This is a genomic window from Trichocoleus sp. DQ-A3 (assembly GCF_039961975.1).
Taxonomy (GTDB): Bacteria; Cyanobacteriota; Cyanobacteriia; order Cyanobacteriales; family FACHB-T130; genus FACHB-T130.
The window spans coordinates 18806-30891 of the sequence record NZ_JAMPKC010000045.1; the positions used below are offsets into that span (position 1 = coordinate 18806).

General features: G+C 47.8%; 12 protein-coding genes. 5 read left to right on the top strand and 7 right to left on the bottom strand.

Features of this window, described 5'->3' with window-relative positions:
* Window positions 1-143: 143 nt before the first annotated feature.
* The 7 genes from NDI44_RS27735 to NDI44_RS27765 all read right to left on the bottom strand — a co-directional run bounded on the left by NDI44_RS27735 (window position 144) and on the right by NDI44_RS27765 (window position 6110).
* Window positions 144-1670: a glycosyl hydrolase family 57 gene (locus NDI44_RS27735; RefSeq protein WP_190415778.1), complete on the bottom strand. Its 1527-nt coding sequence runs from the start codon at window positions 1668-1670 to the stop codon at window positions 144-146.
* Between the two features lie 200 nt (window positions 1671-1870).
* Entirely contained in the window at window positions 1871-2011 is a 141-nt protein-coding gene (locus NDI44_RS27740) for a hypothetical protein (RefSeq protein WP_190415779.1), read from the bottom strand.
* Between the two features lie 395 nt (window positions 2012-2406).
* Entirely contained in the window at window positions 2407-3432 is a 1026-nt protein-coding gene (locus NDI44_RS27745; RefSeq protein WP_190415781.1) for an LD-carboxypeptidase, read from the bottom strand.
* A 15-nt stretch (window positions 3433-3447) separates the two neighbouring features.
* Window positions 3448-4083, bottom strand: a complete 636-nt coding sequence (dhaL, locus tag NDI44_RS27750; protein ID WP_190415782.1) for a dihydroxyacetone kinase subunit DhaL — start codon at window positions 4081-4083, stop codon at window positions 3448-3450.
* Window positions 4084-4139: 56 nt separating this feature from the next.
* Window positions 4140-5213 carry a dihydroxyacetone kinase subunit DhaK gene (dhaK, locus tag NDI44_RS27755; protein ID WP_190415784.1) on the bottom strand — a complete coding sequence of 358 codons (1074 nt, stop codon included), beginning with the start codon at window positions 5211-5213 and terminating at the stop codon, window positions 4140-4142.
* Between the two features lie 60 nt (window positions 5214-5273).
* Window positions 5274-5699 carry an HNH endonuclease gene (locus tag NDI44_RS27760; protein WP_190415791.1) on the bottom strand — a complete coding sequence of 142 codons (426 nt, stop codon included), beginning with the start codon at window positions 5697-5699 and terminating at the stop codon, window positions 5274-5276.
* 6 nt (window positions 5700-5705) lie between these two features.
* Window positions 5706-6110 carry a hypothetical protein gene (locus tag NDI44_RS27765; RefSeq protein WP_190415793.1) on the bottom strand — a complete coding sequence of 135 codons (405 nt, stop codon included), beginning with the start codon at window positions 6108-6110 and terminating at the stop codon, window positions 5706-5708.
* Window positions 6111-6134: 24 nt separating this feature from the next.
* Here NDI44_RS27765 and NDI44_RS27770 point away from each other — a divergent pair, with 24 nt between their 5' ends.
* The 5 genes from NDI44_RS27770 (at window position 6135) to NDI44_RS27790 (ending at window position 11880) form a co-directional block, all read left to right on the top strand.
* Entirely contained in the window at window positions 6135-6368 is a 234-nt protein-coding gene (locus NDI44_RS27770; RefSeq protein ID WP_190415795.1) for a hypothetical protein, read from the top strand.
* An 86-nt stretch (window positions 6369-6454) separates the two neighbouring features.
* Window positions 6455-7450 (top strand): iron ABC transporter permease, encoded by a 996-nt coding sequence (locus tag NDI44_RS27775; protein WP_347276918.1) that lies wholly within the window; start codon window positions 6455-6457, stop codon window positions 7448-7450.
* Window positions 7447-8490, top strand: a complete 1044-nt coding sequence (locus tag NDI44_RS27780) for an iron ABC transporter permease (protein ID WP_190415796.1) — start codon at window positions 7447-7449, stop codon at window positions 8488-8490. Before NDI44_RS27775 ends, NDI44_RS27780 begins: the two co-directional genes overlap by 4 nt.
* Before the next feature lie 8 nt (window positions 8491-8498).
* Window positions 8499-9332 carry an ABC transporter ATP-binding protein gene (locus NDI44_RS27785; protein ID WP_190415802.1) on the top strand — a complete coding sequence of 278 codons (834 nt, stop codon included), beginning with the start codon at window positions 8499-8501 and terminating at the stop codon, window positions 9330-9332.
* A gap of 376 nt (window positions 9333-9708) precedes the next feature.
* A complete protein-coding gene (locus NDI44_RS27790) occupies window positions 9709-11880 on the top strand; it encodes an acylase (RefSeq protein WP_190415798.1) in 2172 nt (723 codons plus the stop codon).
* The last annotated feature ends 206 nt before the right edge of the window (window positions 11881-12086 follow it).

Below are 12086 nucleotides of genomic sequence, written 5' to 3' on the forward strand. Positions count from 1 at the left end.
GATTCTGTAACTCCGCCTCGCAGAGGGGTCTGAGGAGAGGTCTGCCGACTTGTATTTACACCGTAAGCTTTTGAAGCGGGTTCAAGAATCTCTCAACCTTGGCACCAGCCAGTACAACCTCTCGTTTTAGACAACCTCTCGCCTTAGAAAGTATTCTGGAGAAGTGTTTCACCGCGTTGATATATTTCACGAGCATAGTCAGTCCACGCTCCTTGTCCCCAGTAACGAAAACAGCTTGTTTGAAGCAAAAGATTATTCATCAGTGCCTCCCGATAGCTGGATTGTTGGGTAACAGATTCCCCAGAAGAACTCTGACTTGATTCGGCTTCCCCTTGGAGCAATCGGTCGATTTTATCGTGAAATAAAGCACTGAGTTTATTCATCGGAGTCAAGACATTTTCATATCCCTTGACCCAACTCAGGTGATTCGTCCAAGAAGCGCCATCCATGTGAAAGTTTGGATTAATCTGCTTCAATTCTGCAATCGCATTGGCAACCGCTTCTGGGTTACAATTTTCGGCGGGTACTCGCTCCCAAATTTGGTGCTGACCAATTGCTTGACAAGTTGGATAATCTTCAGGCGTGCAACCTGCGGCTTCTATGAGTTCCAAGTATTCTGTACCTGTCATTCCGACAACGCCTGTTTTTCCTCCGCCTTCATTTGCCATTTGATACCAGGCTTGGTTGAAAGCGCTAGGAAATTCATTCATCATCACGCCGCCATTTTCACCATCTCCAATCTGGGTAACAATGGGCGGTACCGAAACATTTCCTAACTGCTGCCGAGATAGGGTTTTAGCTTCGTAGTAAGGCTGCATTTGCGCCACTAATTTTGTATCGGAACCTTGAGTCTTAATCAGTGCCGTAATACTAATCGTTTCGCCATTAGAATTTCGCGCCACCAAGCGGTGAGGCAAATGCTTATAGGGCAAAGATTGACCAGTTAGGGTTTCAACAGAATGCTCTTGAACCATTAACCAACGGTATCCACATTCTTTCAGGGCTTTTACAAATTCATACAGCGTATCTGGGTGGTTGGGGAGGTGCATTTCTGGAGGAGAAAATCCTTTCACTCGCGCCAGTGCATCCCATCCAAAAATGGCTGCAAAATGATGTTGCCATGCTTGAATATGTAATTTGATATCGGGAATCGGGGTAGAAGGAACAACCGCATGACTCCACATTGTCCCCAGCCATTCTACATAAGGCTGGTAAGTGGGGTTACAGGTGATGCGCTTGAGATTTTCTAAGATGTCTCCTCGTCCCATTTGTCGCAGTCCCCAGAATAGATTCCCGGAGAAATCTAGCATGACGCGGGGATTGCAACCATTCGCAACCAATTCGGGAATAAAATCTGCCATACGGCTATAACAATAGGCAAATGGCCCTGCATTATGGTTGTCTCCTTCGTAGGGATGCTCAAACATATATTGCAGGTTGCTCTGGAGTTCGCCATTCGCCCCAGCGGGGATGGTAGGCTGGTGCATATGGAGCGCGATCGCAAATCCAGCCGTTACATCTTCTAACCGAATATTCGTAGTAGGTAAAAATACAGGGTTATCCTGGTTTACGACAGCACTAACTTCTTTTTCCCATCCGGAAATGTTAGGCAATCCATCAATTACTTCGGATAAAACGGGAAGCGTCGTTTTAGGAGATGAGGAAACCATTACAGATTGCTCTAATATTAGATGAATTTATTTAATTATTATATAAAGGATTAGTCAAATAATTATATTGTCTTTGGTACTCTAAATAGTCAAAAAGGAATTTTTTCAACCATTTACAGTACCAAAACCTATCCAAAAATCGCACTAAGATAAGGCGCGGTAAGGGAGTCGATGCTGAAAGCGAGCGCTTTCAGATTGCTTTAACCTTTGGTTCGGCGAACATGATCGGAAATTCGCTGCTTGCGTTCCTCTGAGTTTCTAGGAGATGGCTTGATAAAATCCCCCGAACTCCGGGATAAATGTTCCATAATTCGCTTCTTGCGGTCATCTGCACTTGCCATAATTTACCTACTAAGTAAAAGTGTTATTGTGGGCTTTATTCTCTATTATTACTAATAATTTTTAAATCCGCATCCCGCTAAGGGGTTAAAAGTCTTATTACCCGTTTTTCGTTTCAATGAATTTAATGTTAAAGCTTTTACTCAGTTTTAACCGACATCTTGTATCAACAAAATTACTCTAAGTAAAACGATAGGTTAAATTTATAAATTCAACCCCATTCAGGTGGAATAGAGCGATTATAGCAGTCGTCTTGCAGTTGTATTTTTTTTAGGAACCGCGAAGATGCAAAGAGCGCGCAGAAAGAGGAAGAAGAGAGTTCCAATATTTTATGAATGAATTAGGATTGCTATAGCCTATTTAAGATGCAAGCCGGATAAGCGCAACCTAACCCGACTCATTGAACAGATGACTCTAACATCCGAATTGTATTCTGATTGGCATCAATTTCTACTGGCACGCCAACTGGCAAAGTAAATTTATCTTTAATATGACCAATCTGCGAACCATACCAAGCTGGAATTCCTAAAGGTTGAATGTGTTCTCTCAAGACTTGCGATAAAGTTAGGGAAGGTTGATTATCTTTGGGTTGACAATCGGTACATTGCCCAAAAATAAACCCAGAAATTTGCTCTAGAATACCGGCGAGTTTTAGCTGAGTCAGCATCCGGTCTATCCGATAAGCTTCCTCCCCAATTTCTTCTACAAATAAGATACTTTGTTTCCAATCTGGGAGATAAGATGACCCCACCATTGCCGCCAGCACTGATAAGTTGCCTCCGGCTAATTTTCCCCTAGCCTTTCCAGGCGTAATTATTTCTACTTTAAAGCTAGCATTCGGGGGATTTTGCATTGTGACAGCTTCCCCATTAAATAGAATGCGTTTAACATAATCTACTGTAAACGGATTCCAAGTGGATGTGCCGACGGGGCCATGAAAAGTGACAACGCCACTTTTGGCATAAATTGCTAACAGCAGCGAAGTAATATCGCTGTAACCAATGAGAATTTTGGGAGAAGCTTGGATGAGGGGATAATTTAACAGTGGCAAAATCCGATTGCAACCCCAACCGCCACGCACAGCAACAATCGCTTTTACAGAAGCATCGGCAAACATATCGTTTACATCAGATGCGCGATCGCGATCGCTTCCTGCCAAATAACCGTAACGGTCGAGAAGATGCTTCCCTAATTTAACCTTTAACCCCAAACTTGCCAGGGTTTGCTGTACCTGTGCAATGTCTTTCGCGTCAATGGGACTAGCGGGATTAATTAATCCCACCGTATCGCCGACTTTGAGGCGGGGTGGTTTTAAGGCGGTTTTTAAAAATGGATTTGCGATCGCAATCTGCGGGAACTCAGTTGCGATTGCGGAAAGCGCAACGGTTTTAAGAAACTGGCGGCGATTAATAATGAATGACAAATGACGATTAACAAATCACGACTGGCTATTGACAGTTTCCCACAGCGTCTTGAGAATCAGATAAGTAGAGGTGGCACCCGGATCTTGATGACCGACACTGCGATCGCCTAAATAACTCGCCCTGCCTTTCTTCGCTACCAAGGGAATCGTCTGTTTCATCCCTTCCTCAGCCGCAGCTACGGCTTGTTGTAAAGCTTCTGGGGTGCTTGCACCAGCCACGACAGCTTGCTCAAAAGTATCCGCAGCAGGTGATAGAGAATCCAGCATGGTCTTATCACCCAAATTCGCCTTACCCCGTTGCACAATACCTTCCACAAACGCTTGGAAAAGCGTCACCATCTCCTCATCGGTCAGTTCTGACTTGCCTGCGACTGCCGTACTAGCCCGTAGGAACATCGTGCCATACAACGGCCCGCTGGCACCCCCAACACTGGAAATGAGCGTCATGCTGACAGTTTTGAGGATGTTGCCAATATCCTTATCTGCCACAGTGGCTAGCTGAGTCGCCACTTTTTGAAAACCCCGGTTCATATTGATGCCGTGGTCAGCATCTCCAATTGCCGCGTCCAGTTCGGTTAGATAATCCTTATTTTGTTCTACAACTACTGCTACGGCTTGTAGCCATTGCAGGATTTGTTCTTTACTGACCATATTCAAAACTCTAAACTCAGACGCGATTTGTTGCGTCTCTACAACTCTAAACTCTTTTATATTCCCCACCTTAAAGCTGGTGTCTTCACGGGTGCATCCCAAAGTTGAATCATCTCATCATCTAACTTCAGCAGAGTGATGGAACATCCTTGCATATCCAAAGAGGTGATGTAAGGGCCAATTAAATTACGAACAATTTGAATTTTTTTCTTTTCGCAGATTTCTGCTAATTTTCGATAGACAATATACAACTCAGAAAGGGGAGTGCCGCCCATACTGTTAACAAAGGCAAGAACGCGATCGCCACTTTCAAACGCAGGGTCAATGAGTTCCTGTTCCACCCATTCTCCCTTATCTGCATCCCACTCGCGCACTGTGCGGGTGTAATCTCTGTCTTCGATGATAGAAACCGCTAGCATCTCGGTAATTTCATCGGCTGACTTCAAGGACATTCGCTGTCGTCCCGGTTCTCCGTGAATGCCGATGCCGGATTCTATTTCATCATCCCCCAAACTAAAAGTCGGGCTACCTTTCGCGGGGACGGTACAAGAAGTCAGCGCCATACCCATGCTACGCCCGTTGAGATTAACTTGGCGACAGAGGTTGGCAACCTGCGTGAGATCGTAACCTTGTTGGGCAGCAGCACCGCAGATTTTTTCAGCGAGTACCGTCGCGCCGACACCCCGACGCCCTTGAGTATAAAGGCTATCTTTGACCGCGATATCATCATCGATCAAGATATTGAGTACCGAAATGCCCTCTGAGTGCGCCAGTTCTGCTGCCATCTCGAAGTTCATCACATCGCCGCTGTAATTCTTGACGATATTGAGGACACCCGCACCCCCCGTAACCATTTTGGCAGCTTCTAGCATCTGGTCAGGAGTAGGAGAAGTGAAGACTTCACCCGGACAAGCAGCATCCAGCATCCCCAAACCGACAAAACCGCCATGCATCGGTTCGTGTCCGCTACCCCCCCCGGAGATGAGGGCGACTTTGCCAGGAATGGGTGCCTCGACGCGATAGATAAAGTGGGGGTCAAAGTGGACTTTAATTAAATCGGGATGCGCTGCTGCCATTCCTTCCAGGCTTTCGCGCACTACATTATCGGAGTTGTTGATGAGTTTTTTCATATCGTCTTAATTTCGCTGGGAATTAATTTTTAAGTTAATTAAATTAGCTTTTGTTCAAGATTAGTCAGTCGGAGGATGCCAACCACTGACTGCCCAACGCCTCCTAGCGGCAATGATAACTGGGTTATTCATTCGCAGACGAACAATTGTAGCCCGACCAATCACTGTAAGACCTTCAACCCTTGTGCTGTCAGGACTCCAGGCAAAATGGTCAGACCATATTTGCGTGCGTGGGTTGAAAAGAGTCACAGTTTCGCCCGTCAAAGGATCTATCGCCTCGGTTGAGTCACCCTTAAATTCATTGCATGAACGACAAGCTAAACAAATATTCTCAAAGCTTGTCTCTCCACCTTTAGAAACAGGCTGAATATGATCGTGCGTCATGGGAATTCCACTATTAGCTTCACTGGTTAAGCAATAGCAGCAACGCCCGCGATCGCTATCCGCGATTTGATTTCGTAAACTTTCCGGTATGTATGCAGACACGATATCTTAAGAGTTTGGCACGCGATGTCCCCGCCACCGGAGTAATACTGCTGCTTGAGCTTTTTTTAACATGAAAAGGTCAGCCTCATGCCGCAGTGCCATTAGTTCTAAGCGTTCTGCCTCTGTCAGCGTACCGCTAGAATTGCCCTCAAGCAGAGTATTATATCGCTCCATCTCTACTGTTGTTTTGCGGCTATTAACAATCTGCCATAGCGTCTTGTCATCAAGTTTATCCAAGGCAGCAATGTCAGCCTGAAACTCCTCTGGCACATCATCCCATTCCGGGGGGCTACCTATTTGTAAGGCATGAAGCATGACTTCTTCAACAGGGCGCTGCGTTGCATTAGCAGTATTAACTAAACGCTGATAGAGTATTTCTGGAATTTGAAGTGTAACAGTTTCAACTGCCATATCCAGCCTGGTGATGTTTTCTCAATGTTATGCCAGACTGCAACTTTAACTCACCAGGCAACTGTGGGGTTTGCCGTTGTTGAAATCTGGAATCCTTGTATTACTGGCAATTCAAGGAGAATTTTCGCAAAGATATTGATAAATAATCGCAATAAGTCTAAAGTAATTTCTAGTTTCCTGGTTGAGCGCACCAAAGCGGCGATTTCTCATCGTTCCGAGGCGCTTGACGTTACGACAGCATATTTAGGGTTGCAATAGCAATAAACACAAGGCAGAAGGCATCGATATTGGCACCAATCCAGAAAATAGTAAAAAATCGGTTAATCGGGGAAGTCTTAGGATTTATACAGCCACGACCCTCTCTGCTTGTCGGCTTAATTCTGAGCCTCCTGATTCTCCTAATTTGCCTGGTGGTCAGTATTGGCTATGGTGCAGCCGACATTTCTGCAAGCACCATTTATGCAGCGTTGACAGCATTTGATGGGTCTGCGGATCACCTGATTATTCGGACGATCAGGATACCGCGATCGCTCATCGCCATCTTGGTTGGTGCCGCAATGGCGATCGCGGGTGCGATTATGCAAGGCATCACCCGCAACCCCTTGGCTGACCCCGGAATACTGGGAATCAACGCAGGTGCGGCAATGGCAGTGGTCATCGCGGTATTTGCTTTTCAACCACCCGATTCAAGTCTCTATGCTGGGTACGCCTTTCTGGGTGCCGGTGCTGCTGCGATCGCTGTCTATTTCCTCGGTTCCTTGGGTCGCGGTGGACTCACCCCACTCAACCTCACCATCGCCGGTGCAGCGATTAGTACCTTCCTGTCTTCAGTGACAACCGGCATCCTGATTTTCAGCCAACGCACGCTTGATGAAATCCGCTTTTGGATGGCTGGATCGATTGCGGGTCGTGACTTCACGATTGTCTGGCAAGTGCTGCCCTATATCACCCTCGGACTGATATTAGCCTTCGCTTTAGGCAAACAAATCACGACTTTGAATCTCGGTGAAGATGTCGCCAAAGGCTTAGGTCAACGAACCGCATGGGTAAAAGTTGCCGCTGCTTTCAGTGTCATCTTACTGGCAGGCAGTGCCGTTGCCGCCGCTGGTCCGATTGGATTTATCGGTTTAGTTGTCCCCCACGTTGTCCGCTTGTTGGTTGGCGTCGATTACCGCTGGATTATGCCGTATTCTGCGGTTTTTGGAGCCATTTTACTGTTAACAGCGGATATTGGTGCCAGATTGCTGATTAAACCCCAAGAACTTCCAGTCGGAGTCATGACTGCTTTCGTGGGTGCGCCCTTGTTCGTTTATCTTGCCCGCTTCAAGGTGAAAAAATGAACAACTGGTTGGTCGTTCGTTCTAAGGCGCTTCCGGTATCCTTCCGTATCGATCGGCGTATTCCTAGTATCCTGAGTATTCTGGTCTTCGTTACCCTGGCGGCGATGGTTGTCAGTGTTTCTTATGGGGAATATCCGATTCCCATCCTCTCCGTCATCAAAACCTTACTCGGACTGGAAACCGGAAACCCTGACTATCCCTTCATTATCAATACCCTGCGACTGCCTAGAACCTTAGTCGCGGCTCTTGTGGGAGTGGCATTGGCGGTTTCCGGTACGATCTTGCAAGGCATTACTCGCAATCCCCTCGCCGACCCAGGCATCATCGGGATTAACGCGGGTGCGAGTCTGGCGGCGGTTAGTCTGATTGTTTTGTTTCCCAGTGTCCCGATTGCAGTATTGCCGGTGTCAGCCTTTGGGGGAGCATTGGCTGTCGCTTTTCTGATTTACTTTTTGGCATGGGATCGGGGGAGTTCTCCGATTCGCCTAATTTTGATTGGGGTCGGGATTGCCGCAGTCATTGGCGCTTTGACTAGCTTGATGGTGACATTCGGTGAGATTAATAGTGTGAGTCAGGCGTTGGTGTGGTTGGCGGGGAGTGTCTACGGTCGCAGTTGGGAGGAGGTATGGTCTGTTGCACCTTGGTTCGCGGTGTTGGTGCCCTTGGCTTTGGGGAAAGCGCGACAGCTGAATGCTTTAAATTTGGGCGATGATGTTGCCAAAGGACTGGGTAGTCCGGTGGAATGGGAACGCGGCTGGTTACTCGCGATCGCTACCGCGTTGACGGGTGCGGCGGTGGCTACGGCTGGTACGATTAGCTTTGTTGGGTTAATGGCACCGCACATCGCACGTCAATTAGTGGGTTCAACTCATGAGGGGTTAATTCCTGTCTCGGCAACGATTGGGGCAATGATTGTAGTGGTTGCGGATTTGCTAGGGCGATCGCTATTTGCTCCGACTGAGCTTCCCTGTGGTGTAATTACAGCCGCGATTGGCGCTCCTTACTTTATCTATCTGTTGGTGCAAAACCGCAAACGATGAACCCAAAGATGAACCGACTCTCCACCCGCAGGCTCACCTTGGCTTATGAAGGTGTGCCAATTATCAAAAATCTTGATTTGGCAATTCCCGAAGGGAAAATAACCGCTTTAGTGGGTGCCAACGGTTGCGGTAAGTCTACACTGCTGCGGGGTTTGGCGAGATTGCTCAAGCCACGGAACGGGACGGTTTATCTGGATGCGGCTGATTTATTCAAGTTATCTACGAAAGAGGTTGCCAAGCAACTGGGAATTCTTCCCCAAGGGCCAGTAGCACCAGAAGGGTTAACCGTGCGAGATTTAGTAGCGCTGGGGCGTTATCCTTATCAGAACTGGTTGCAGCAGTGGTCAAAAGAAGATGAGCGGTTGGTCGCGTTAGCCTTGGCGACGACTGGGATGACCGAATTGGCAGAGCGATCGCTCGATACTCTTTCCGGCGGACAGCGACAACGCGCTTGGATTGCAATGGCGCTGGCTCAGGATACAGAGATTTTACTCTTAGATGAACCCACCACTTTCTTAGACTTGGCGCACCAAATCGAGGTGTTGGATTTGCTTTTGGAGTTGAACCAGACCCAAGGACGAACGCTGGTAATGGTGTTGCACGATTTAAACCAAGCTTGTCGCTATGCAGATTACCTAGTAGCGGTGAAGGAAGGGTGCGTTTATGCCCACGGAACCCCGATGCAGGTGATGACCGAAGAAATGGTGCGCCAAGTATTTGGGCTGGGTTGTCGCATCGTGGAAGATCCCGTAGCCGGAACACCGATGTGTATTCCGCTGGGGCGGAAGCTGAAGATAAGCCAAGAGGCTGCCTTAAAGGGCGATCGCTTTACTGGAAACTGAGGGCGTAGAAACAAGTCGCGATCGCCCTTGGCGCAAGCGAAGCTATCGCGCTTTCACTTCCGCGTGCAACAGCGCCACAACACATTAAACTTTTGCAGTTAACGAGAATAATTTTCAACTATTCGTTAGGAAAATAATGATAAAATTTTTCATCAAGTATTTGCAAATCGCCCGCAGCAAATCGCCAACAGGCTGGAAGTCTGGGGCTGCACAAACAAAGCCTGCTGACCCAGGCTGAATTGAGTCCGCGTAGGCGGACTTGGTTGAATAGAAATGAAGCAACTTCTGCTCCCTTCTAATCACACTTGTTAATACAAAAATAAAATTTGAAGCCGTATTTTTTTGTTTTTTAAATTATCAATTTGTCAAGAACGTAATGTTAAATTTTCTTTCAGGGTGGTGTTTTATTAAAGAGCGTTTGCGTTCTCTTGATAAGTTCCAAAAAAATAGTAGGCGCTACGCAATCGGAGGTTTTAGAGGAAAATCTTTGCGAATTTTCCCATTAATATTAGGTTTCATCTTTACTCTATTTTTGGGGAGCCAGAGTCTAAGCTTACCAGCAGCCTCGACTGAAATTCTCTGGGATACCTACGGCGTACCGCATATCTACGGCAAGGATGCAGGAAGTGCATTTCGCGCCTTTGGTTGGGCGCAGATGCAAAGTCATGGCAACCTGCTGTTGCGCCTCTACGGTCAGGCACGGGGACGAAGTGCTGAATACTGGGGAGAAGAGTACCTAGAGTCAGATAAATGGGTACAAACAATGGGAATTCCCGAACGTGCCAGCGAGTGGTATAAAGCGCAGAATCCCACTTTCCGCAGTTATCTAGATGCCTTTGCCACTGGAATCAATGCCTATGCCAAGGAACATCCCGACCTGATTGATAATGAAGTGAAGGCGGTGCTGCCAGTCCAGCCAGTGGATATCCTAGCTCACGAACAGCGGGTGATGAATTTTACATTTATTGTCAATCCGCAGATTGTTCAAAGCCTTGCCGATAACAAATCAATGGGTTCTAATGCGTGGGCGATCGCGCCTAAGCATTCTGCAAGCGGAAACGCGATGCTACTGGCAAACCCGCACCTGCCTTGGTCAGATTTATTTGTTTGGTACGAAGCCCAGATTACCGCACCAGGAATTGATGCTTATGGGGCGACACTGGTTGGACTTCCCGTACTCGCGATCGCATTCAACAATAATCTCGGCTGGACTCACACAGTCAATACCCATGACGGGTGGGACGCTTATGAACTGGAACTAAAAGACGGCGGCTATCGCTTCGACGGTAAGGTTCAAGCCTTTGAGACAGAAAAGAAAATCTTGAAGGTGAAGCAGCATGATGGCACACTGCGCTCAGAATCACTGGTCGTACAACGTTCCCTTCACGGCCCTGTTGTCGCAGGCAAGGAGGGAAAAGCCGTGGCATTGCGGGTTGTGGGGCTTGAGCAACCCGGAGCGTTGGAGCAGTGGTACTCGATGGCGCGTGCCACTAAACTGCCTGAATTTGAGGCTGCCCTAAAGCAGTTGCAGATTCCGATGTTCACGGTGATGTATGCAGACCGCGAGGGACATATCATGCACCTATTTAACGGTCAGGTGCCAATTCGCACATCTGGAGACTTTGAATACTGGGAAGGCATGATTCCTGGCGACACCTCTAAAACCTTATGGACGAAAACGCATCCCTACCGCGATTTGCCCCGCGTCATTGACCCACCTAGCGGCTGGTTGCAAAATACCAACGATCCACCGTGGACAACGACTTTCCCAGTAGCGTTAAATCCAGCAGATTTCCCGCCCTACATGGCACCGCAGTTCATGCATTTTCGAGCGCAACGCTCTGCAAGGATGCTGGATGAGGATAAACAAATTTCTTTTGAGGAAATGATTCAGTACAAGCACTCGACACGCATGGAACTGGCAGATCGTTTCCTGGATGACCTAATTCCCGCCGCACGGCAGTATGGAGATAAATTAGCGCGTCGAGCCGCTGATGTCCTGCAATCTTGGGATCGGAATGCGGATGCAGATAGTCGGGGTGCGGTACTCTTTTACCTTTGGGCGGAAGAGATGGAATTCGATAATGCATTTAGTACCCCCTGGAACGAGAATTTCCCGCGCACTACACCCGACGGCTTAGCAGATCCTCAAAGCGCAGTGAAGGTGCTTTCTACCGCAGCAGCAAAAGTAGAGGCGGCTTATAAAGCCCTAGATGTCCCCTGGGGGGAAGTTTTCCGGCTGCGTTCTGAGGGTGTGGATCTGCCTGCCAATGGCGGTTCTGGAGACCTTGGCATCTTCCGCGTTCTCAATTATGCCCCGACGAAAGATGGGCGCTTTCAAGCGGTTGAGGGCGATTCTTATATTGCTGCGGTCGAGTTTTCCAATCCAGTCAAGGCGATGACACTCATTAGCTACGGCAATGCAACTCAACCCGGATCGCCCCATCTTAGCGATCAGTTACCGCTAGCCGCCCGAAAACAGTTGCGTCCGGTATGGCGATCGCGTCAGGATATCGTTGCTCATTTGGATGAGCGCAAGGTATTCTGAGGCGCATTCATGAAAATAAAGGCCCTAGCACTGATGCTAGGGCCTTTATGCTTCCAGAAGCGATCGCTCCTCATCAAAAGCGAAGTCGTGATGATATAGCAATCGCCAAGGTAATTAGGACGACAAGCATAAGACATGCTCGATTGCATCTCGCAAACAATTAAACTGGTCGAGTTGTTTGCGGATGCGGCTGTTGAGCCAAGACC

Excerpts from the sequence above, each read along its gene's own strand:
- NDI44_RS27735 (WP_190415778.1), bottom strand. The coding sequence starts at position 1,670 with ATGGTTTCCTCATCTCCTAAAACGACGCTTCCCGTTTTATCCGAAGTA.
- NDI44_RS27740 (WP_190415779.1), bottom strand. The coding sequence starts at position 2,011 with ATGGCAAGTGCAGATGACCGCAAGAAGCGAATTATGGAACATTTATCC.
- dhaL (WP_190415782.1), bottom strand. The coding sequence starts at position 4,083 with ATGGTCAGTAAAGAACAAATCCTGCAATGGCTACAAGCCGTAGCAGTA.
- dhaK (WP_190415784.1), bottom strand. The coding sequence starts at position 5,213 with ATGAAAAAACTCATCAACAACTCCGATAATGTAGTGCGCGAAAGCCTG.
- NDI44_RS27765 (WP_190415793.1), bottom strand. The coding sequence starts at position 6,110 with ATGGCAGTTGAAACTGTTACACTTCAAATTCCAGAAATACTCTATCAG.
- NDI44_RS27770 (WP_190415795.1), top strand. The coding sequence starts at position 6,135 with ATGTTATGCCAGACTGCAACTTTAACTCACCAGGCAACTGTGGGGTTT.
- NDI44_RS27780 (WP_190415796.1), top strand. The coding sequence starts at position 7,447 with ATGAACAACTGGTTGGTCGTTCGTTCTAAGGCGCTTCCGGTATCCTTC.
- NDI44_RS27785 (WP_190415802.1), top strand. The coding sequence starts at position 8,499 with ATGAACCGACTCTCCACCCGCAGGCTCACCTTGGCTTATGAAGGTGTG.
- NDI44_RS27790 (WP_190415798.1), top strand. The coding sequence starts at position 9,709 with ATGTTAAATTTTCTTTCAGGGTGGTGTTTTATTAAAGAGCGTTTGCGT.